Annotated in this window: 21 protein-coding genes; 15 read left to right on the top strand and 6 right to left on the bottom strand. The window is 65.9% G+C overall.

From position 1 onward, the window contains the following. The first annotated feature begins 106 nt into the window (after positions 1-106). The 4 genes from FHR04_RS06925 to FHR04_RS06910 all read left to right on the top strand — a co-directional run bounded on the left by FHR04_RS06925 (position 107) and on the right by FHR04_RS06910 (position 3,993). A complete protein-coding gene (locus tag FHR04_RS06925; protein WP_139401932.1) occupies positions 107-1,021 on the top strand; it encodes a threonine/serine dehydratase family protein in 915 nt (304 codons plus the stop codon). A gap of 27 nt (positions 1,022-1,048) precedes the next feature. Beyond that, positions 1,049-1,429 (top strand): RidA family protein, encoded by a 381-nt coding sequence (locus FHR04_RS06920; RefSeq protein WP_139401930.1) that lies wholly within the window; start codon positions 1,049-1,051, stop codon positions 1,427-1,429. Positions 1,430-2,116: 687 nt separating this feature from the next. Further along, the gene (locus FHR04_RS06915) at positions 2,117-3,262 is read left to right on the top strand and encodes a ScyD/ScyE family protein (RefSeq protein WP_039682699.1); all 1,146 of its coding nucleotides are present in this window, start codon (positions 2,117-2,119) and stop codon (positions 3,260-3,262) included. A 155-nt stretch (positions 3,263-3,417) separates the two neighbouring features. Then, positions 3,418-3,993, top strand: coding sequence for a hypothetical protein (locus tag FHR04_RS06910; RefSeq protein ID WP_139401928.1), 576 nt, complete (start codon positions 3,418-3,420; stop codon positions 3,991-3,993). A 409-nt stretch (positions 3,994-4,402) separates the two neighbouring features. Here the strand turns inward: FHR04_RS06910 and FHR04_RS06905 are convergent, their stop codons facing one another. From FHR04_RS06905 to FHR04_RS06895, 3 genes are all read right to left on the bottom strand, one after another. Continuing rightward, entirely contained in the window at positions 4,403-4,903 is a 501-nt protein-coding gene (locus FHR04_RS06905) for a MarR family winged helix-turn-helix transcriptional regulator (RefSeq protein WP_139401926.1), read from the bottom strand. A gap of 55 nt (positions 4,904-4,958) precedes the next feature. After that, the gene (locus tag FHR04_RS06900) at positions 4,959-6,251 is read right to left on the bottom strand and encodes an aspartate aminotransferase type Ic (protein ID WP_139401924.1); all 1,293 of its coding nucleotides are present in this window, start codon (positions 6,249-6,251) and stop codon (positions 4,959-4,961) included. Between the two features lie 153 nt (positions 6,252-6,404). Then, complete coding sequence (locus FHR04_RS06895; protein ID WP_139401922.1) at positions 6,405-7,889, bottom strand: lipopolysaccharide biosynthesis protein; 1,485 nt, start codon at positions 7,887-7,889, stop codon at positions 6,405-6,407. A 230-nt stretch (positions 7,890-8,119) separates the two neighbouring features. Here FHR04_RS06895 and FHR04_RS06890 point away from each other — a divergent pair, with 230 nt between their 5' ends. From FHR04_RS06890 to queA, 3 genes are all read left to right on the top strand, one after another. Beyond that, positions 8,120-9,283, top strand: a complete 1,164-nt coding sequence (locus FHR04_RS06890; protein WP_170213880.1) for a glycosyltransferase — start codon at positions 8,120-8,122, stop codon at positions 9,281-9,283. A gap of 234 nt (positions 9,284-9,517) precedes the next feature. Next, positions 9,518-10,090, top strand: a complete 573-nt coding sequence (locus FHR04_RS06885; protein ID WP_039682704.1) for a LabA-like NYN domain-containing protein — start codon at positions 9,518-9,520, stop codon at positions 10,088-10,090. A gap of 8 nt (positions 10,091-10,098) precedes the next feature. Continuing rightward, the gene (gene queA / locus FHR04_RS06880; protein WP_139401918.1) at positions 10,099-11,172 is read left to right on the top strand and encodes a tRNA preQ1(34) S-adenosylmethionine ribosyltransferase-isomerase QueA; all 1,074 of its coding nucleotides are present in this window, start codon (positions 10,099-10,101) and stop codon (positions 11,170-11,172) included. Between the two features lie 3 nt (positions 11,173-11,175). On the opposite strand, the gene apaG is transcribed toward queA, so the two are convergent. Next, a complete protein-coding gene (apaG, locus tag FHR04_RS06875; protein WP_139401917.1) occupies positions 11,176-11,595 on the bottom strand; it encodes a Co2+/Mg2+ efflux protein ApaG in 420 nt (139 codons plus the stop codon). 121 nt (positions 11,596-11,716) lie between these two features. Between apaG and FHR04_RS06870 the strand changes: the two genes are divergently transcribed. Both FHR04_RS06870 and FHR04_RS06860 read left to right on the top strand, forming a co-directional pair. After that, a complete protein-coding gene (locus tag FHR04_RS06870) occupies positions 11,717-12,796 on the top strand; it encodes a M42 family metallopeptidase (RefSeq protein WP_170213879.1) in 1,080 nt (359 codons plus the stop codon). Positions 12,797-13,214: 418 nt separating this feature from the next. Then, a complete protein-coding gene (locus tag FHR04_RS06860; RefSeq protein ID WP_170213878.1) occupies positions 13,215-13,835 on the top strand; it encodes a hypothetical protein in 621 nt (206 codons plus the stop codon). 161 nt (positions 13,836-13,996) lie between these two features. Here the strand turns inward: FHR04_RS06860 and pilC are convergent, their stop codons facing one another. Further along, entirely contained in the window at positions 13,997-15,217 is a 1,221-nt protein-coding gene (gene pilC, locus FHR04_RS06855; RefSeq protein ID WP_139401908.1) for a type IV pilus assembly protein PilC, read from the bottom strand. A gap of 56 nt (positions 15,218-15,273) precedes the next feature. On the opposite strand from pilC, the gene FHR04_RS06850 reads away from it, so the two are divergent. The 4 genes from FHR04_RS06850 (at position 15,274) to aguB (ending at position 18,344) form a co-directional block, all read left to right on the top strand. Beyond that, entirely contained in the window at positions 15,274-15,912 is a 639-nt protein-coding gene (locus tag FHR04_RS06850) for an L-threonylcarbamoyladenylate synthase (RefSeq protein ID WP_139401906.1), read from the top strand. Continuing rightward, the gene (gene scpB / locus FHR04_RS06845; protein WP_375782552.1) at positions 15,905-16,486 is read left to right on the top strand and encodes an SMC-Scp complex subunit ScpB; all 582 of its coding nucleotides are present in this window, start codon (positions 15,905-15,907) and stop codon (positions 16,484-16,486) included. The genes FHR04_RS06850 and scpB overlap by 8 nt, the downstream gene beginning before the upstream one ends. Before the next feature lie 149 nt (positions 16,487-16,635). Beyond that, entirely contained in the window at positions 16,636-17,394 is a 759-nt protein-coding gene (locus FHR04_RS06840; protein WP_139401904.1) for a DUF4388 domain-containing protein, read from the top strand. 44 nt (positions 17,395-17,438) lie between these two features. After that, a complete protein-coding gene (gene aguB, locus FHR04_RS06835; RefSeq protein WP_139401902.1) occupies positions 17,439-18,344 on the top strand; it encodes an N-carbamoylputrescine amidase in 906 nt (301 codons plus the stop codon). Between the two features lie 106 nt (positions 18,345-18,450). Here the strand turns inward: aguB and FHR04_RS06830 are convergent, their stop codons facing one another. Then, positions 18,451-19,446: a C40 family peptidase gene (locus FHR04_RS06830; protein ID WP_139401900.1), complete on the bottom strand. Its 996-nt coding sequence runs from the start codon at positions 19,444-19,446 to the stop codon at positions 18,451-18,453. A 245-nt stretch (positions 19,447-19,691) separates the two neighbouring features. On the opposite strand from FHR04_RS06830, the gene FHR04_RS06825 reads away from it, so the two are divergent. Further along, positions 19,692-20,981 carry an MFS transporter gene (locus FHR04_RS06825; RefSeq protein WP_039682743.1) on the top strand — a complete coding sequence of 430 codons (1,290 nt, stop codon included), beginning with the start codon at positions 19,692-19,694 and terminating at the stop codon, positions 20,979-20,981. Between the two features lie 83 nt (positions 20,982-21,064). Further along, positions 21,065-21,226 (top strand): hypothetical protein, encoded by a 162-nt coding sequence (locus FHR04_RS20930; RefSeq protein WP_169745398.1) that lies wholly within the window; start codon positions 21,065-21,067, stop codon positions 21,224-21,226. Positions 21,227-21,420: the final 194 nt, after the last annotated feature.

The raw sequence follows: 21,420 nt of genomic DNA, 5'->3' as shown, positions 1-21,420 counted from the left end.
CGGGCAAATTCAGTGGCACGTGGACCGCCGAAACCCTTGACCCACAGCACGCCCGACAACCCTTGAGGACCGCCAACACCTCCAGGTTCCCGATTAGACTGTCCGGGTGATCACCCTTGAAGACGTCCGTGGGGCTGCTGGGAGGCTCGCGCCGCATATTCACCGGACGCCGGTCCTGTCCTCTGGATCGCTGGACCGGCTGCTGGACCGCGAACTGCTGTTCAAGGGTGAACACCTGCAGAAGACGGGCAGCTTCAAGGTGCGCGGGGCGCTGAATGCGGCGTTGCAGCTTGGCGCCCCGCGCGGCCTCGTGACCCTGTCCAGCGGGAATCACGCGCAGGGGGTGGCCTTTTCCTCGCGCGTGCTGGGCGTGCCCTGTGTCGTCGTGATGTACGAGGACGCCAGCGAGACGAAGAAGGCGGCGGTGCGTTCCTACGGCGCGACCGTCGTGGACGAGGGCGTGACCCGGCTCAACGGCGAGGCCCGCGTGCGTGACATCGCCGCCGAGCGGGGCTTTCACTACATCCATGCCTACGACGACGCACACGTGATGGCCGGACAGGGAACCCAGGCGCTGGAATTTACCGAGCAGGCCGATGCGCCCGACGCGGTGCTCGTCGCGGTGGGGGGCGGCGGCATGATCAGCGGCATCGCCACCGTGATCAAGGCAGTGTGGCCGAGCACGCGCGTGATTGGGGTGGAGCCTGAGGCGGCCGACGACACGCGGCGCAGCCTGCTGGCGGGGCGGCGGATCCGGCTGGACGCGCCGCCCCGCACCGTTGCAGACGGCGTGCAGACCATGATGCCGGGCGCGCTGACCTTTCCCGTCGTGCAGAAGTCTGTGGACGAGGTGCTCGCCGTGCGCGAGGAGAGCATTCTGGAGGCGCAGCGCCTGATGATGCGGCACCTCAAGCAGGTCGTAGAGCCCACCGCAGGCCTGACGCTCGCGCCGCTGCTGGAGGGCGCCGAATTGCCGCGTCGCCTGGGGCTTTTCGTTTGCGGTGGCAACTGGCTGCCCTGACGCAGGGGGCATGGTAGAACCTCCCCCATGTCACGCCAGAGCTTCACCCCGGAACGTGCCCCGGCCGCCGCCGACCCCTACTCGCATGCCGTCCGCATTGGCCCGTTCGTCCACACGGCGGGCCAGGTGGGCGTGGACCCGGCAACCCGTCAGGCCCGCGAGGGCGTGGAGGCGCAGACCCGGCAGGCGCTGGACAACCTGCGCGTCGCCCTGGCGGCCGCCGGGGCCAGCATGGATGACGTGCTGCGGGTGGGCGTCTACCTCACCCGGGCTGAGGACTTCGCGGCGATGAACGCCGTGTACCGCGAGTTCTTCGACGCGCCGTATCCGGCCCGCAGCACCGTGTACGTGGGCCTCAATCCGGGCCTGCTGGTGGAGATTGACGCGCTGGCCGTCCTGGAGCCCTGACGCCGCTCAGCCTGGACCGGCCAGGAGGCACAGCGTCCTGACCGAGGCGGCGGGCAAGGTCTGGGGTGGGTGTGCAGTGACGAGCATGACGTGATCCTGGTGGTGAATTCTCGTAGCGCCCGCGCAGTTCTAGCTGACGTGATGATTCGCCCCCTGGGGACCGCAGGGCTATGGCGCGCGACCCAACCACGGGCCGGCCCCTTGCCGTCTTCCCGCGTGCTGGCCGGTGCCTCCAAGTTCGCGCGACGTGAAGCAGGAGCATTGCCTCAGGTGGCAGATGCTGTTCGCGTGGTTTCGGCGCTGCAGGAGGCCTGCGGCCTGGCGGCGGACAAGGTGCGGGGCCATGCGCTGCTGCGGGCCGCTCCAGCGGGTTGCGGGCCGGGGCGACGGCCCCTGGCTGGCCTCTGGCTCTCTCTGCCCTTCTGTACGCTTGCTTACAGAATGCTGGTGGGTATATGCTTTTTTTGGCGTTGAGCCCCCTTGCCCAGCGACAGATGAGGTGCGCCTATTGCCAAGCCCTGGCCCCTTGATTGTTTGGTTGCGGACCCCCGCCCGTGTCCTGCGAGCGCCCTGATATGGGGTGACTGGAGTTGCAGAGCAGACCGACCGGAACAGTCCTCCGGGTGACTTCCAGGACTGGCCAGCTGCGTTTTTGGTCTTGACCTTTCAAGGAACAAGGAGGACGACATGTCCGACCCCACGACCCGGCAAACCCCGCTGCTGTACGTCACCGCCATAACCGCGCTCCTGTCCGGCTGTACCCCGATGCCTGCTCCGGTGGTTCATCAGGGAACCGTTGTGGCGCAGGGGTTGAACGGTCCGCAGGGCGTGCATGTCAGCGCAGATGGAACCCTCTGGATCGCGGATTCCGGCACAGGTGGACCTGGGACGTTTACCACGCCGGGTGGCCCCGGCAGCACTGAGCCGACGACCAACAACTACGGGGATACCGCGCGCCTCGTGCGGGTGAGTCCGGGTGGTGTGTCTACCGATGTCGCCATGCTGCCCTCGGTGGCGGGTGCCGAGGGGGCTGAAGGTGCCAGCCGGGTGGCGGATCTCGGCGGGAAGCTCTACATCACCAGCGGACACTGGAGCGCAGGTGCCAGCATCGAGCAACTGCCCAAGACAACGGCTCTTCTGCGCCTTGATGGAAACTCCACCACGGAGATCGCCAATTTCTGGACCTTCGAGAAAGCGAATGACCCGGACAAACAGGGGGCAGACTCACATGCCTATGGTCTGGCGGCCGGCCCGGACGGCAAGCTCTGGGTGACCGATGCAGGCGGAAATGACCTCTTGCGTGTGGACCCCATGACAGGCATGATCGCTCTGGTCACGGTCTTCGACAACCTTCCCAACGCCAACCCTGGTCCCGGAGTTCCTCCAAGCTCGCAGGCGGTCCCGACGGGCATCGCTTTCCTGAACGATGGAGCGGCGTATGTGTCGCTCCTCCCCGGCTTTCCCTTCACCCCGGGTTCGAGCAAGGTGGTGCGGGTGGCGAGTGATGGCAGCAAGACCGATTACGCCACCGGTCTGACCATGACCACCGACCTCAGAACCGGACCGGACGGCAACCTGTACGCTGTCGAGCTCGGCGAATTTGGAGAGCAGGGGCCAACCCCTGGGACCGGTTCGGTGATTCGCATCAAGGCGGGCGGCGTCAAGGAGACGGTCTTGAGCGGCTTAGATACCCCCACAAGTCTGGCCTTCAACCAGAACGGAGACGCCTTCATTACTGTGGGTGGGGCCGCCGCTCCCGGAACAGGTCAGGTGCGGCGCTGGGACAAACTCACCACTAAGGCCGCGCTCACGCCCTCTGCCCTTTCGCAGTGATCCCCCGCCGGTGGGCCATGGTTCTGCCCCCGTTCGCTGTGCCCTGGAGATCTTCAAGAGTTACTGCATCCGGCTGAGTCGGCGTGGGACAGGGAGCGCGCAGGTGACTGGGGCCGGAACGGGCGCGGCATCTGAGCACCTCCTACAGTCAGGACGTGTGGCAGACGCTGGATGCGGCCCTGTTCGCGGGGAGGCCCAGCGTCGCCCCCTGGATGCCTGGCCTGATTCAGGGCTCGAAGGCAGTGCCGGAAAAGTTCCAGCCCCTGAGCTCACCGCTGGCCCAGGGGCGGCTGGGCGAGGACACGCTGACGCGGCTGTTCATGGTGAACCCCCTTGTCGGGGTGGACCTGATCAAGGATGGCTTTCTGAACTCAGATTCGGAGCCGGCAGAGCCGAAGCGTGAGGCCCATGAAGATTTGCTGGCCATGCTGGACACGCTGACGCCGGAAGACCGGGCGGGCACACTGCACAGAGGATGGAACGGCCTTTCGAAACCTGCGCGCTGGGCACTGTGCTGCCAGGTGGGCTCGCTGCTTTTCCCTCCCATCGGCAGACCACTATCAGGCAGACCACGGTGCGGCGCGAGGGGCGCCCGATCAGAGCCAACGAGCCGTACCCATGCGGCAGCCGCAGGAAATACAGGAAGGGCCACGGTGTGCCCGGCGCAGACCCGTTGCCAGACAGAGCCCCAGCCTGAGCCGAACCCAGAAACCCTGGGGCAGTGCTTCTGACGAGCAGAGCGCTGCTTCAAGTGAAGGCGGCAGATGACACGACGTCCCAACGTGGGACCTATGTTGAGAGTCGCTTGTCGGAAGTGGCAAAAAATGACATGCGTAGTTTTCGCCGTCCCGCAAAGCGTCTAGCATGGGTCAAATCGTGGTTGCCGTGTCACCCCCAGACTGGGAAAACAGGGGAGAGACTGGGATGGCCGCAAAGCAATTCGTACTCAGGACGTCGCCCATTCGCCCCGGATCGCTGACTCCAGGAGCGCTCTGGTCCAATCCCCCACTTAGTGCGGGGGTTCTGCTTGTGCTTTTGCAAGCTGACTTGGCCGCGCCTGATCCACAGCCGGGAACAAAATCGAGGCCCGCGCGCCATATTTCGCAACGGTTTCAGGAACTGACAGCCGCTGTTCCAGATCTAAACTTTGCTCCCATGTCCTTTCTCCCCCTCAGCTCGCTCGGCGTCCTGCCTGCGGGCTTCCAGGCCCAGTCGGCGGGTCAGGGCGCTGAGCTGCTGGACCTCCGCCGGTTCCAGCACGCTGAACAGCGCCTGAATGCCGCGCACATGGCCGGGCAGGATCTGCTCGATCAGGCGGCGCCCCTCCTGTGTCAGCGAGATCTGGAAGGCGCGGCGGTCCGCCGGATTGCGCTCCCGGCGGACCTGATGGTCGCGTTCCAGATTGTCGATCACCATCGTCAGGTTGCCGCTGGAGCGCAGAATCTTGTCGGCCAGTTGCCGCTGGCTGAGTGGCCCGAGGTGGTACAGCGCTTCCAGGACCGCGAACTGGCTGAGGGTCAGGCCGTGGTCCGACAGGTGCCGGTTGGCCGCCGTCTCCACTGCCTGCGCGGCCCGCCACAGCTTGATGTAGGCCTCCAGCGCGGTCCGCTCGGCGTCGTTGCCTGAAAAGCGGTTAGGCATGGCGGCTATCCTGGCCCACCGGACAGGCGGAAATCAAGCGGGCGGGTGCGGGGGGTCAGCCCTGCCTTCCCTGACCGCTGCGGTACTCCTCGGTGGCGAGGCGGATGCACGCGGCGACGGCGCTCATGGCGGTGTAGACCTCGCCGACGGGTGGACGCGTGGGCGCGAGCCGGATGTTGCGGTTGCCGGGGTCCTGGCCGTCCGGATAGGTGGCCCCCGCCGGGGTCAAGCTCACGCCCGCTGCGTCGGCCAGTTCCACCACGCGGGCCGCGACGGGGGCGGTGGTGTTCAGGCTGATGAAGTACCCGCCCTGCGGGCTGGCCCAGGTGGCGTATTCGCCGTTCTCCCCCAGCTCGGCGCGCAGCGTCTCGTCCACCGCGCGGAACTTGGGGGCGATCAGGGCGGCGTGGTCGCGCATCAGCCCCTCGATGCCGCCGGGGTAACTGCTCAGGAATTTGACGTGCCGCGCCTGCTCGGGCTTGTTCGGGCCGATGCTCTGGGCATTCAGGTACTTCGACATCCAGCGGATGTTGTCCTCGCTGCTGGCCACGAAGCCCAGGCCCGCGCCCGCCAGCGTGATCTTGCTGGTGCTGGCGAACACGAAGGCCCGATCCGGGTGCCCTGCGTCCCGGCACAGCGTCACGAAGTTGACCGTTTCGGGCGGCGTGCCCAGGTGGTGGGCGCGGTAGGCGTCGTCGGCCAGGATGGTGAAATCGGGAGCCGCTGCCCTCAGGGCGGCCAGCCGCCGGGCCTTGTCGGCGCTGATCGTCTCGCCGCCGGGGTTGCTGAAAGTCGGCACGAACAGGATGCCCCTGAGGTCCGCGTCCTGCGCGGCCAGCCGCTCGATGGCGTCCAGATCGGGACCGTCGGCCTGCATTTCTACCGTCACCAGGTCGAAGCCCAGCGTCTGAAGCAGCAGGAAGTGCCGGTCATAGCCGGGAGTGGTCACGATGAACTTCGGCTTCGCCTCCCCCTTGACCCAGGGCCAGGCGCTGTTCCGCGTGCCGTGCAGCAGCGCGAAGGTCAGCACGAAGCCCTGCAACTCCAGCGAGGCGTTGTTCCACACGATCACGTTCTCGGCCTTCACGTCCAGGTAGTCCGCGAACAGCCGCCGCGCGCTGGGCAGCCCGGCCACCCCGCCCGGATAATTGCGCAGGTCGATGCCGTCCATGCTCAGGTCCGTCTCGCCCAGGGTCGACAGCAGCCCGTTGGACAGATCGAAATCTGCGTCGGAGGGCTGCCCGCGCTGCATGTTCAGCTTCAGGCCTCTGGCGCGTATGGCGTCGTAGGCGGCCTGGGCGGCGCTCAGGGCATCGGTGGAGGCAGGGGCGGAACCGTCTCGGGTCATGGCTGTACGTTACCTGCTCGGCGGGGGAGGGGGGCGGAGGTTGTTTGGCAGGGTCTGTGGAAGCTCCCTGTGTGTCGGTCTGTGTAGCCAAGCAGGGCCAACCGCCTGGCTGGACGTGTCCGGGTTTCAAGAAGACGGCGACAAAGACCCTCCCTAACCGGTGGAGTTGATTAAACGCCCGCGCAATTGCTGAACGGCGGCGCGTGCCATGGTCTGAAGTTCGCTGGGGGGTCCGAGCAGCACCACGGACGCCACCACCAGCAGACCAAGCGCCATCTCGGCGATGAACAGGACAGGTAGAGGCAGGTTCAAGGATCTCAGAGAGAACACGACCGCGGCGGTGAACAGGGCAGACCCAGCGAAATAGAGTGCGCCCATGCCGTACGTGAGCGCGATTTGACGGCCACCCCCGCCGATAATGCTCCGGGCCACCACGGCGAACGCCGCACTCCGCAGCGCACTCGTCCCCACCAGCACCATGGCGATTTCCTCGACCCGTCCGCCCAGACTGTAGGTCAGCCAGAAGGCAAGCCCAAGTGTCACCAGGTACGCGGCCTGAATTCCGATCTTCACGTTCAGGCGCGCGGTCGCCTCGGCCAGCACTGCCGACAGGTTGGTCAGCACGGCGAAGGGAATGTACAGGGCAAAGATCTGCATCAGCGTGATGGAGTCCAGATAATTGGGGCCGAGCATGACTTTTACAATCTCCGGCGCGTCAATCAGGATGCAGCCGGTCGCGCTGCTGATCACAATCGCCACGGCCCGTAGCCCGGACAGGTAGGCCCGGCGAAGCCGCTCAGGCTCGTTTTGAACGGCGCTGAAAGACGGCGCCATGACCCTGGACAGACTGCTGGCGAAATTGGTCGCCGGCATCGCCAGCGTGCTGAAGGTCCGGCTGTATGCCCCGAGCGCGACGGGTGAGTACAGCTTGCCGATGATCAGTGTGTCGAGAATAGAGCTGAGGTACTCCAGCAGACTGACGGCCGTGGCTTTGACTCCGAAGCTCAGCAGGCCCTGGTAGGCGCTCCAATTGAAAACCGGTTTTACGGAATGCCGGGTCGCGGAGTACAGCAGGGCCAGCTGAATCACGGCCTGCGCGATGGCGCTGACGACCAGGCTCAGCGTCCCGTAACCCAGATACGCAGCGCCGAGGCCGATGACGCCGTGTCCGATGGCGTAGGAAGTCAGTTCAGCCCTGACCAGCGGCTTGAAATTCAGGGCCCGTCGCAGCAGGCTGCTGGAAATAATGATGCCGCTGCTCAGCATGTAGACCAGGGCGTACCCCCGGAAAACAGTCGTCAGATTCGGCAGGTCCGGATAGAACCGGCTCGCGGCCGGGGCGACGAGCCAGGCCAGCACGGTCGTCAGGAGACCCAGCAGCATGGCCGCCGTGAACCCCGCCCGGATGTCCTGCTCGGTGAGCTTCGCCTTTTGCACGATCGCTCGCCCGATGCCGAGGTCGGTAATGAACTGGCCGAATCTCTGAAGTACAGCGGCTATGGCCCACACGCCGAACTCCTGCTTTGTGAGGAGGCGTGACAGGATGGCCGCAAAAAACAGCTGCAGCGCTAGTCCAACGAACATGGAGAGATAGCTCCACTTCATCGCATTGACGGTCTTCTCTTTGAGGCTACTCACTGGCGTCACGAATCATAGTCGAATTGGGGATTGCCATGTCTGGAGTGGTCCGGACTAGGCTTCTCTAAAATTGTGGGACCGAATGCACGCCCCTGGGGTGGAGTCTCGGTTGGATGGGCTCTCCAGTGCGCTTCCCTTGCTTTTCGGCGAGTGCGCGAGAACGGCTTGTCGGGGCGTGGCCTCCAGGTTTACCTTTCGGTAACTGCAGGCGTGGTCTACTTCAGCCCGTTATGCCTGATTTGCCGCTGTCAGATCGCCGTCCCCTGCGGGCGATATTCGTGGATGTTCCGCTTATTTACAGCAGCGGTATTACCCAGGTCCTTTCCAAAGTCGCTCGTTACAGGCCCAAGGATGTGCTGAGCGTTTTTGTTGCCAGCCTTGATGTCCCACAAAAATCGACGGTTGAACTTTTTGAGTCCGTCGACGCGAGAGTGGAACATCTGGGCAATGCCAGCATCCTGCAATCGGCCCTCCGGCTGAGAAAGCTGATGCGTTCGGAATCACTCGATGTCGTGGTTGCGAATTCTTTTCGATCCTATCTGGTCGGGAAAGTCGCCACACTTTTCAGCGGTACGCCGGTGGTGTACTGGATTCACACCATTAACCAGCTGAAGACTAACCCAATTAAGAATTTTATTTTCTCAACCCTGGCCCGGCACGACCCACTGATCTACGTTTCAGAGGCCGTGATGGTCAACAATCGCCCCGAAGGGTATCGTGGCGAAGACACCATTATCTATAATTCGGTGGAGCCTCCGGAAAACAATCCGGACTGGCAACCCTACGGCGGTCAGAAGCGAAGAGAATTTGGTTTGCCGGAAGACGCCACCGTACTCGGGTATATGGCGCACTTCGTGTATTACAAGGATCACGCGACCCTGCTGCACACCTTCGATGTGCTGGCGAAAAAGTTCCCCAAGTTGTATCTGCTGCTGCTCGGCAATGGGCCGGATCACGACGCCATGGTCCGGTTGGCCAGCCAGCTGGATTCCAGCGACCGCATCCTGTTCCTCGGGCCCCGCAAGGACGCGCGGGCAGTGCTGGGGCTGGTCGACATCTATGTTCACGTTGCCACTGAGGAAGCGTTTGGCCTCGCCGTCATTGAGGCCATGCTTGCCCAGCGTCCCGTCGTGGCGGCGCGGGCCTTTGCCCTGCCGGAACTCATCCGCGACGGTGAGACGGGCCTGCTGTTTGAGCCGCGTAATGTGCAGGATCTGGCAGAAAAAGTAACTCGGCTGATTGAGGATCCTGTCTACGCGGCTCGACTTGCCCAGGCTGGAGAAGAGGCCTGCCGACGGAATTTCCCCCCAGAGCCGTTTGCCCGGCAAGTGACCACCTTTCTCCAGGACGTGACGATCTCCCGATCCGCACGCGCGTTACTGAGAGAGGTGTAGGGAAAGCACAGTTGCCTCCATTGTCCATCAAGACGGAGGAAGCCTGTACGATTCAGGCATTCGGGCACGCCAGTACGCTTCTTCTGTCTGACTCTGCGGTTCGAGGTGATCGACTGGAGTCAGCCTGGTGTTAAACTCGGTCTGGCATTTCCCTCTCTGTTTTTTTTGGGCTTTTCCCTTAATTCACTGCTCGCCCCATCCCTTTTTGCTCCACCCACAACAGGAGAACTCCCTATGCACTACGTTGTTCACCGCCCCCGCGTGGGCGTGTTTATCGACACCCAGAACCTGTACCACTCGGCGCGCGATCTGCTGGAGCGCACGGTCAACTTCGAGACGCTGCTGAACGTGGCGGTCGACGGACGCGAACTGCTGCACGCCATCTCGTACACGGTAGAGCGCGAGAACGAGGCCACCGCCCGCCCCTTCATCTACAAGCTGTCCACGCTGGGCTTCAAGGTGCGGCGCATGAACCTGCACCTGCACCACGTCACGGACGGCGGCAAGCCCATCTACGAGGGCAACTGGGACATGGGCATCGTGGCCGACATGGTGCGGCTGATGGACCACCTCGACGTGGTGGTGCTGGGCAGCGGCGACGGCGACTTTACCGACATCGTGGAAGTGTTGCAGGAGCGCGGCAAGCGGGTGGAGGTGATCGCCTTCCGTGAGCACACCGCCCAGAAGCTGATCGACGCCGCCGACCGCTTTCTGCACCTGCCCGACATCGAGGGGGCGCTGATGCCCGCCCGCCAGCGGAACAACGCCAAGGCCGACGAGCCGAAGCCGGAAGAGACCGTTCAGTAACCCCGCCCATGCCTGACCCGAACCTCCATGACGCGGACGCCGTGCTGGCCCGCCTGAACTTCACGCTGCCGCCGGAACGCATCGCCCAGACCGGGGCCGAGCCGCGCGATTCTTCCAGGCTGATGGTGGTGGGGCCGCACGAGATTTCGCCCCACGTCTTCAGCGACCTCCCCACGCTGCTGCGCCCCGGCGACCTGCTGGTTTTCAACCAGAGCCGGGTGATTCCCGCCCGCGTGATGGCCCGCAAGCCCGTGACCCCCGAAGGCCACGGCGGCGGCGCGGTGGAAGTCATGCTGCTGCGCGAGGAAGAAAACAACGTGTGGAGCGCCTACCTGAAACCGGCCAGACGGGCCGGGAAGGAACTCTGGCTGGGCGAGCACCGGGCCGAAGTGGTGGGCATTCTGGAAGACGGCGCACGCCTCTTGCGTTTCGAGCATGACCTCAAGCCGCATCTGGACGAGATCGGGCGGCTGCCGCTGCCGCCGTACATTGATGCGGGAGACGACGACGAGGTGTGGCGCGAGCGTTATCAGACGGTCTACGCCCGCGATCCCGGCAGCGTGGCGGCCCCCACTGCCGGGCTGCACTTCACGCCGAATCTGCTCTCAACGCTGGACGCCATGGGCGTGGAACGCTGCGCCGTGACCCTGCACGTGGGCGCGGGAACGTTCCGGCCCATCACGGGCTCGGTGGCGGACCACACCATGCACGCCGAGCGGTACGTGGTCAGTGAAGCCACCGCGAAGGCCATCAACCGTGCCAGGGCACAGGGCCGCCGCGTCGTCGCCGTCGGGACCACCACCGTCCGCACGCTGGAAAGCGCCTGGGACGGGACAGCGGTGCAGGCAGGCGAGGGCGACACGCGCATCTTCATCACCCCCGGCACCCAGGTGCGTGTTCCGGACCTGCTCTTGACCAACCTTCACCTGCCGGGCAGCACGCTGCTGCTGCTGGTGGCCGCCTTTGCCGGAGAGGACCGCATTCGGGCCGCCTACGACGCCGCGCTGGCGGGCGACTACCGCTTCTATTCGCTGGGAGACGCCATGCTGCTGGAGAATCGGCGGGGCGACACGTCCGGGTAGCGCCTAGTTCAGCGTCCGCTGCCCCGGCACGTCCAGCATGAAGGTGGGAACCGGCACCCGCACCTGCGTGCCCCAGGCGTCCTGCATGGTGTAATGGCCGCCCATGCGCCCCGGCGTGGCCTCCACGGTCACGAAGGAGTCGTAGACGAAAGTGCCGCCCGGCGCGATCACCGGCTGCTCGCCCACCACGCCGTCGCCGTCCACCTGAATCTCGTGGCCGTGCGCGTCCACGATGCTCCAGTGCCGCGCGAGCAGTTTCCAGGTCTGGTCACTGCGGTTCTCGATGCGGATCACGTACGTGAAGACCCGCCGTTCCGGAGTACTCTGGGCGGCCAGATGCGTGACCTGCACACTGACGTCGATGTCCGGCGCAGGACCGACATTGGTGGGGGTGGGGCGCTGTGGACCGGGAGGCTGGCTCATGGCTGAAGAGCATAGCGGAGGGCTGTGCCCCGGAGGCGGCCCGGTCCAGTGTCAGCCCACGGGACCGGGGTAAGCCACCTTGCAGGTGCAGCGCTGGCAGGCCTGCTCTAGACTGCCCCGCGTGACTGCCAATTCAGACCAGAACGCCAGCATCAACAAAGACTTCCTGTTCAAGCTGCTGTCCGAGGCTGCCCCCAGCGGCCTGGAGCGCCGCGCCGCCGATGTGTGGAAGGCCGAGGCCAGCACCTTTGCCCGCGTCAGCGAGGACCATTACGGCAACGTGTACGCCGAACTGGGGCCGGAGGACGCTCCCGCGATTGCCCTGATGGGCCACCTGGACGAGATCGGCCTGATCGTGTCGTACATCGGCGACGAGGGCCTGATCAGCTTCCTGGGCGTGGGCGGCTGGGACCCGCAGGTGCTGGTGGGCCAGCGCATCCGCCTGCTGGCCCCAGACGGCGACGTGATCGGCGTGATCGGCAAGAAGGCCATCCACGTGATGGAAGCCGAGGAACGCACCAAGGCCAGCAAGCTCGAAGAGCTGTGGATCGATGTGGGCCTGGGCAAGGAAGACGTGCAGGCGCGCATTCCGGTGGGCACCTACGGCGTGATTGAGCAGGGGCCGGTGATGGTGGGCGACAAGATCGTGAGCCGCGCGCTGGACAACCGCGTGGGCGCGTTTATCGTGCTTGAGGCCCTGCGGACGCTGCAGGGGCAGGGGGCGGATCTCAAGCACCGCGTCGTGGCCGTCGGCACCAGCCAGGAGGAAATCGGCGTGTTCGGCGCTTCCGTCAGCGGTCACCGCCTCGATCCCATTGCGGGCGTGGCCGTGGACGTGACGCACGAAACCAAGCAGCCCGGCGTGAGCGAGAAGAAGTACGGCGTGGCCCCCTTCGGCAGCGGCGCAAATCTGGCCGTCGGCCCGATGACCAGCCCGGTGGTGCTGCGCCAGATGACCGAAGCCGCCAAGAAGGCCGACATTCCCTACACCCTCAGCGCATCTGGCCGCTACACCGGTACCGACGCCGACGCCCTGACGCTGGTGCGCGGCGGCGTGCCGTCTGCGGTGGTCAGCATTCCCAACCGCTACATGCACAGCCCCAGCGAGATGGTGGACGTGCGGGACGTCAAGGCGTGCATCGACATCATCGCCGCATGGATTGGGGCGCTGGAAAGCCAGCCGGACTTCACGCGCGTGTAAGCCTGACAGCCAGAGAGGGCGCTATGAGTGCCCTTTGTTCTCGTTTGCGAAAGCCTGCCAGATCGGTGGGCTTTTTCTTGGTTGTTCCGTCGGCGCGTCCTGGCTCGACGGCGGAATCAACGCGCTCCAAACAAAAAAAAGCGCACCTGGGCGGGCGCGCTTGCTGTCGGGTGGGTGGGACTAGACATCGGCGAATGGGAAGGTATCTTGTCCGCCGACAACAGTTACTGTCGATTTAACTTGAGTATGTCAGTACACCCAGCGTTTAGCACGAGCTTTTCTGAATGCATAAAGCGGCATGTCAGCAGAGCTTGTCAAGCTGAGAATGTCATCTTTTTTGGCGGCCTGACGCTTCAAGGCGAGCCGCTGGCGCCAATCAGCACCCAGGCTGAGGGCCCTGCTAACCTGCCTGTCAACCATGGACCCGTCTGCCCTTCCCTCACTGGCGCGCCAACTGGCCGAGCTCGTCCGGGCGCACGGCCTCCCCCCCACCCCTGGCCCGGCCTCGCAGGGCGACCTTCTGCGGGCCGAGAGCGACCTGGCGCTCCCACCCGCCTGGATAGAGGTGTACCGCGTGTTCTCCCCAGATGGGCTCGCCCTTCCTGCCTCCGGCAACGACCAGGCGCTGTACGGTGCCGCGGAACTCCATCGCGCGCAGGAAGGCTACGGCGGCCCAGGCTGGTCCCCGCACTGGCGAGTCATCGGTGGAGAGGGCGAGTTCCCGCTGGTGATCGACACCTCCGCTCCCGGGGACGATGGGGTCCACCTCGCGGCGCTGCAAGCCTCCGGACAGGGGAAGCGCACCACCCTGACCTGGGCTCACAGACGGCTCAGCGACAGCACTGCCGGGTTCCTGCAGGGGGTGAACGACTACCTGCAGACCCTGCCCAGGGGCGAGGGCGCGGTGTGGGCACTTCCGCAGGAGGTGCGTCAGGACTGGCACGCCCGAGTCATGAGTGCCTGGCGCGAGAACACGGAGTTGCGGGAGCACCTGGACACGTGGCGCGACTGGCTGGGCGTGGAAGTCGCCTCCCCATGAGGTCCTGGTGATCGGGAGGGAGTGGGAGGTCCTGCCGGTTGTCGGGGGCGCGCTTTGCTACTGTCAATCCTACCCCAGCATGACAGCCCGCCTTGTGAGCGGGCTTGCTGGGGTGATGACATTCTGGGCTTAAAAGTGACAATCTCAGCTTAATTTGACAGTTACTGACTGAGGGAGCCGATGATGCTGAACATCGGCAGGAACATCCCCGCGACGATGGTGCCCACGATGCCGCCCAGAAAGACGATCATGATCGGCTCGATGGCCGCCGTCATGCTGTCGACGGCCTCATCGACCTCGCGGTCGTAGAAGTCGCCCACTTTGGAGAGCATCGAATCCAGCGCGCCGGTTTCCTCGCCAATCGAGATCATGCTGACCACCATCGGCGGAAAGACCTTGCTGGTCGCGAGGCTCGAACTCATCTGCTCGCCCACCATCACGACGTTTTTGGCGTTTTCGATGGTGTCCTCGACAATGGCGTTGTCCGCCGTGCCCTTGGTGATTTCCAGCGCCTCGATGATGTTCACGCCGCTGCTGATCAGCAGGCCGAAGGTGCGCGCGAACGACGCGATGGCGCTTTTCTGGGTCAGGTTGCCGAACACCGGCAGCTTGAGCTTGATGTCGTCGATGGTGGTGCGCCCCTTGGGCGTCTTGTAGACCCAGCGGTAGGCGAAGGTGAGGATGACGCCGAACACCACGATCAGCCACGTCGAGTGCTTCAGGAAGTCCGACACGGCCATCAGCATCTTGGTGATGAACGGCAGCGGCGCGTTGAGCTGCGCCAGGATGCCCGCGAACTGCGGCACGATGGTGGTGAGCAGGAAGTAGGTGATCAGGATGGCGAAGACCAGCACCACCACCGGGTAGGTCAGCGCGCTCTTGATCTTGCCGCGCAGCGCCAGTTCCTTTTCTTGAAAGGCGGCGATGCGCTCCAGCACCGAGTCCAGCGTGCCGCTGGTTTCCCCGGCGCGCACCAGATTGACGTACAGGCGGTTGAACACTTTGGGGTACTTGGCGATGGCCTCGCTCAGGGGGGTCCCGGCCTCTACCTCGCTGCGCAGGTTCTTGACGGTCTTCTGAAACCCCTTGTGCTCGATCTGGCCCTGCAGCACGGCCAGCGACTGCACCAGCGGCACCCCAGCGTTGATCAGCGTGGCGAGCTGCTTGCTGAAGATCGACACCTGCTTGAGATTGGGCGGGCGGTCGTCCAGGAAGGGAATTTTAATGTCGGCGTTCAGGCCGCTCTTGGGGGCCTTGATCTCGACGATCATCAGGTTCTTGGCGCGCAGGGTGTCGCGGACCTGGGCCGCCGTCTCGGCCTCCATCTGGGATTTGAGCACTTTGCCAGAGCGGTCACGTGCGCGGTATTCGAAGACGGCCATAGTCTGGACAGTATAATCTGGGGTGGTCTTGCGCTGACCTTACAAGCGCCGTCCCTATGCCTGAATTCCTGATCCCCGATGCCCACCCTGCTGCCGCGTTGGACCGCGCCTGGACCGTCCTGCGCGGCGGCGGCGTGGTGGCGTACCCCAGCGAGACGGTCTGGGGGCTGGCCGTTCTTCCGGATCACCCGGCAGCCGTCGAGCGCCTGTACGCGGTCAAGGGCCGCGCGGCCGACCGGCCCGTGCAGGTCTCGTGCCAGGACGCCCGCGCCGCGCTGGAACTGGCCCGTCCCGACGCCGCGCTCACGGCGTTGTCGGCGCTGTGGCCCGGTCCACTGACGCTGGTGACCCCGGCCCGTCCCGGCACGCCGCCCACCGTGGCTCCCGGCGGTCTGGTGGGCCTGCGCGTGCCGTCGCACCCGCTGGCGCTGGCGCTGCTGCGCCGCAGCGGGGGCCGGCTGCTGACCACCAGCTGCAACCGCAGCGGTCAACCCCCAGCCCTGACCGCCGCCCAGGCACGCGGCATGGGGCTGGCCGATTTCGTGCTGACTGGCCCGGAGGACGCTGCCGAGGGGGTGCCGGTGGCTGGGCAGGCCAGCACGGTGGTCCAGTTGCCGGAAGGGATGGTGCTGCGTGCAGGGCCACTGGACGCGGCGGTGGCCGCCCTGCTGGCCGGGCTGCGGGCCGGTGGCTGACCCCTCCGCAGTGGCCCGCGCTGAGGCCCGCCAGGGGTCCAGCACAGAGGCCAGCGTGTCGGCGCTGATCGGCGCGGCGCTGCTGGCCGCCGGGCGACCCGTGACCGCGCGGGAGCTGGCCGATACGCTGGCCCTGCCGGAAAATACCCTCCACCGGGAGCTGGAGGCCTTCGCTCGCTCGCTGGCCGCGGCGGATCTGGGCTTCGTGGCCGAGGCGGTGGCGGGGGGCTGGCGCCTGATCGTGCCGCCCGCGCTGGCCGCCCGCCTGTCGCCGCTGCTGGCGCCCCCACCGCTGCCCGCATTGAGCAGCGCCGCGCTGGAGGTGCTGGCCGTGATCGCCTACCGGCAGCCGGTCACCCGCGCCGAGATTGAGGCCATGCGCGGCGGCAGCGCCGGCACGGTGGTCACCCTGCAGGAACGCGAACTGGTCAAGGTGGTGGGCCGCTCGGACGCGGTGGGCGGCCCGCTGCTGTACGGCACCACCGCGCGGTTTCTGCTGGACTTCGGGCTGGAGAGTCTGGACGACCTGCCGCCGCTGCAGGACGGCGGGTTCTCTCACCTGCTGCGCGGCTAGCCCGGGGAGCCGGATGAAGGGCGCGGGGTCTGGGCTGCCGGCTTGAGCCGACGGGGGGGAGCGGGGGTGATCCCCCCCGTCGGACGGGTGCGGCTGTGGCCGCTGCCCTTACACTCGGGGGCAGACGTGTTCCGCGCCTGCACCCAACCATGACCAACACTGCCAGCCTCGAAACTTTTGATTTTCTGCAACTGCTGTACCTGCTGAGCGGGCAGGGCCGCACCGGCGTCCTGACCGTTCACCGCGCCGACGGGCCGTTCCAGGCTTTTCTGGAAGGCGAGCGGGTGCGCCACCTGCAATTCGCGGCCCAGACCGGCCTTCCCGCGCTGCTGCGGCTGCTGCGTGATCCGCAGGGCCGCTTCCAGTTCGACGAGGGCGTCCGGCATCCCAACCCGCTGCTCAACACCATCCTGGATGAGGTGGCGCTGGAGGTGCTCGACAGCCTGCCTGAAGTGCCGCTGCCCTTCAGCGGCCCGGTGAAGATCACCTCGCCGGAACGGGTGGCGCGTATTCCCTGGGGGCTCAAGGAGCAGGAGATCCTCAAGCAGATCGAGGTGCAGCGGCCCGTCTCGGTGCTGTCGCAGGACCCCGATGCCCGCTGGCTGCTGCAAAAGCTGCATCAGATTCAGTTGATTGCGCCGCGCAAGTCCCGTGTGGCCCGCCTGAGCGTGGCCGTCACCCGCGAGGTCCGGGGCGTGGTGGTGGTCGACGACCTGATCCTCAGGCGCTGGAGGGAAGACATGCTGCGCCCGCCTCAACACATCGCCGTCCGCACCGACGACGGTCAGGTCCACACCCTGCCGGTGCGCGGCGGCCCCAACCTGTCCAACGCGCTGCTGGTGCCGCCCGAACTGCTGATGCGAACGGGTCTGGGTGTCGGGGACAGCGTGCTGGTGCGCCCGGCGTGAGCTGGGTCCCGCTTTCTGTGACGCAAATCCGTTAGCCTCGGCGCATGACCACGACGCCCAACCGCCCTGCGCAGACCGTGAAACTGGCCGTGATCCAGATGCACGTCACCGATCAGCTGGACGACAATGTGGCCCGCGCCGAGGCGCATGTGCGTGACGCCGCCCGGCAGGGCGCGCAGGTGATCCTGCTGCCCGAACTGTTCGAGAACCTGTATTTCTGCCAGGTCGAGCGCGAGGACTACTTCGCCCTGGCGCACCCACAGGAGGACCATCCCTTCATCGGCCGGTTCCAGAATCTGGCCCGCGAATTGGGCGTGGTGCTGCCGCTGTCGTACTTCGAGCAGGCCGGGCAGGCGCACTACAACAGTCTGGTGTGCATCGACGCGGACGGCACGGTGCTGGGCAACTACCGCAAGACCCACATCCCCGACGGCCCCGGCTACGAGGAGAAGTACTACTTCAATCCCGGCGACACCGGCTTCAAGGTCTGGGCCACCCGCTACGGGCGCGTGGGGGCGGGCATCTGCTGGGACCAGTGGTACCCGGAAACCGCGCGCGTGATGATGCTTCAGGGCGCGGATTTCCTGCTGTACCCCACCGCTATCGGCAGCGAACCCGCCGAGGTTGAGTCACCCAACAGCCACTACATGTGGCAGCGTGCGATGGTCGGGCACGCCGTGAGCAACTCCAGCTATGTGGGCGCGGCCAACCGCATCGGCACCGAGACGGTGGAAGGGCTGACCCAGACGTACTACGGACATTCGTTCATCAGCGACTACACCGGAGAACTGGTGGCCGAGTTCGGCGACAGCGACGAGGGCGCGCTGACCTACGATCTGAACCTGGCCGAGGCCCGCAAATTCCGTGCCGGTATGGGCTTTTTCCGGGACCGCCGCCCCGAGCTGTACGGCCCGCTGCTGACCGTGGACGGCGTGACGCGGCGGGGCTGAATTTGGAGGCGCCACGGCTGCGGAGACACCGTGCCTGTTCAGCACTGACGGACCGTCAAGAACGGCTCAGCTGAACAGACCGGCGTGATTCGGGGGCCTGGGTAGCTCAGGGCTTCTGAACGGCGTAGGGGCTGCTCAGCACACGCCGGGCGCCCCGGTAGCGCGGTCCCCAGTAGCGGTCCGCCATCAGGGTGTCCAGCGAGACCTTGCCCTGGTAACTGTTGGCGCTGACAAACCTGTCGCCCCCCAGGTAGATGCCGACGTGCGAGATGCGCCCGCCGCCTGCCGTATCGAAGAACACCAGATCGCCGGGTTGCAGGTCCTCGGCGGCCACCGGCTGGCCCACCTGCGCCTGATCCGCGCTGACGCGGGGCAGCCGCACGCCCAGCGGCGTGAAGACCTGCAACACGAAGCCGCTGCAGTCCAGCCCCTCGCGGGTGGTCCCGCCGTAGTGGTACGGCGTGCCCAGCAGCGCCATGGCCGCGCCCCGCCAGTCGCCGGGCAGGGTGCTGACGGGGGTGGGAAACTCCGGCGGAGCGGCGGGGGCGGTGGACCACTGGTCTGTCGGCTGCGGGCCGCTGGGCACGGCCTCAGGGGGTTGCGGCAGGCTCAGAACGGGTGGGGCGACCAGCGTGGGCGCACCAGGGGCGGCAGCAAACGGCCCTGGCGTGGGGGCCAGGGCGACGGGGGCGGGGGGCGTGCCGGGCAGGGTGGCGTTGGCCGGCAGCAGCAACACCTGACCCACGCTGAGCATCGCGCCTTCCGGCAGGGCATTCTCGGCCAGCAGGGCGTCCACGCTGACGCCATAGCGGCGCGACAGCGCGTACAGCGTCTCCTTCGGCCCGACGATGTGCCGCGCCACCGCCGAGACCCGCAGCGTCTGGCCGATCTTCAGGTCAGGGCTGTGCAGGCCGTTCAGGGCCAGCAGCGCTTCCACGCTCAGGCCCGCGCGTCTGGCGAGGCTGTAGGCGGTGTCCTTGGCCTGCACGGTCACGGTCATGCCCTGGAATTCTCCGGTCTGCGCCGCAGCGTGTCCGCCCAGGGACAGCAGGGCGCCCAGCAACAGGGCCGGAATCGAAGGAACGGTGATGGTTCGCAGCATCAGATTTAAGCTCACAGGGGGCGAAAAACACAGACTCACAGAATTGTGGTGGAGAAAAGATTGTGCGTACCGTAACACATCATCAAGAATTGGAAAAGGAGAACGGCATGAGAATTGTGTCGTGATGGACACTTGGCGCTAGGGGGAGGGGAGGGGGTGCGGGGGTCCAAGAGGGGATCCTCACGTGCTCTTTATTCGGCTCGCCGGGCTGACATCTGCGCTCCTGGCGGGCGTATGGTGGGCGGGTGTTTGCGCGTGTCGGCGAGTGGCGGATCAATACCTTCAGGGCGCTGGGGCACCCCAATTACCGCCGCTACTGGCTGTCGCAGTTGCTGTCGCTGGTGGGTTCGTGGATGCAGACCACCGCGCAGCAGTACCTGGTGCTGGAACTGTCGGGAGGCAGCAGCGCGGCGCTGGGGTACGTGACGGTGGCGCAGTTCATGCCCAGCCTGCTGCTGTCGCTGTTTGCCGGGGCCATCGTGGACCGGGTGCCCCGGCGGCGGGTGCTGCTGACCACCCAGATGGTGCTGCTGGCCACGGCCCTGACCCTGGCCGTCACCACCCATCTGGGCGTCGTGTCGCTGCCGCTGGTGATGGGGCTGGCCTTCGTGTCGGGCTGCGCCAACGCCTTCGACATGCCCGCCCGCCAGAGCATGGTGGTGGACTTCGTCCCGCGCGAGGCCGTAAGCAACGCCGTGGCCCTCAACAGCCTGTCGTTCAACGTCAGCCGCACGCTGGGGCAGGCGCTGTTCGGGGTGGTGGCGGTCCTGGGCATTCAGCTGCTGGCGGGGGGGGATGCCACCAACATCGCCCGGCTGGCCTTTCCCTTCTACCTGAACGTGGCGTCGTTCGGGGCCGTGCTGTACGTCATAACCACGCTGCCGTTCCCGGCGCGTCCGGGGCTGGAGCGCGGCAAGGTCTCCGACGACATCCGCGAGGGGTTGCGCTACGTGCGGTCCACGCCCGCCGTCCGCAACGTGATGCTGCTGGTGGGTCTGCTGAGCCTGACCGTCATCAACTTCAACATCATCATTCCCTACTTTGCCCGCGTGGTGTACGGCGAGCGGGAGGCGGCTTTCGGCCTTCTCTCGGCCTTCTTTGGGGTGGGGGCCATGGGCGGGGCGCTGTGGCAGGCCAGCAAGCCCAACCCGGTGCGTAATTTGCGCTACGGCTCGGTGATTCTGATCGTCAGCACTGTGGCGCTGGCGCTGACGCCCGGCTCGCTGCTGGCCGCGCCGGTGCTGGCGGCCTGCGGCTTCGGGATGCTCACGCTGCTGGTCAGCGCCAACAGCACGGTGCAACTGACCATTCCCGATCACCTGCGCGGGCGGGTGATGAGCCTGTATTCCTTCGTGCTGGTGGGCATGGGGCCGCCTGGAGCGCTGCTGTCCAGCGCGCTGATCAACAAGGACGGCCCGCTGGGCTCGCGCTGGGGCCTGATCGTGCTGGCGGCGTTGGGGCTGATCTCGCTGCTGGCGCTGTGGCGCAGGCTGCCGCGCGTGCTGGTGGGACCGGAGGCCGTTCCGGCAGACTGAGTGCGGGGCGGCCCGGCCTCCCACCCCCGATTCCTCAACCCGGTTCAAATCCTGCCCCACGCGCAGACTGTTATGCTTCACACATGGTTTCAGACCGCACCCACGAACATTCGCAAGTGCTGATCACCTGGACGCTGATCGTGATCGGCATCGGCGCGGTCATCGGGATCGGCACCGCCGCAGCCCTGCTGGCCCGCAAGGACCGCCCGCTGCTCGACGATCCCGACGCCCCGCTGTTCATCTAGAGCATTTGTCAAAAGTGCTGTTTGCTTTTGACCGAACGGACTGGCACAGCTCGCAGAGAGTGAGTGAATTTCAACGAGCAGCTGGGACTGATACAGCTCCGAAGGAGAGAATGGAGGCATCAGAAGTCTTCTTTTCTGATGCAGCAATTCGGACAAATGCTCTAGTCGCGGCCCCGCCGGGCGCTGCCCCACGG

The organism is Deinococcus radiopugnans ATCC 19172 (assembly GCF_006335125.1).
Taxonomy (GTDB): Bacteria; Deinococcota; Deinococci; order Deinococcales; family Deinococcaceae; genus Deinococcus; species Deinococcus radiopugnans.
The sequence above is the reverse complement of the archived record's forward strand: the minus strand, read 5'-3'. Positions and strand labels throughout refer to the sequence as shown.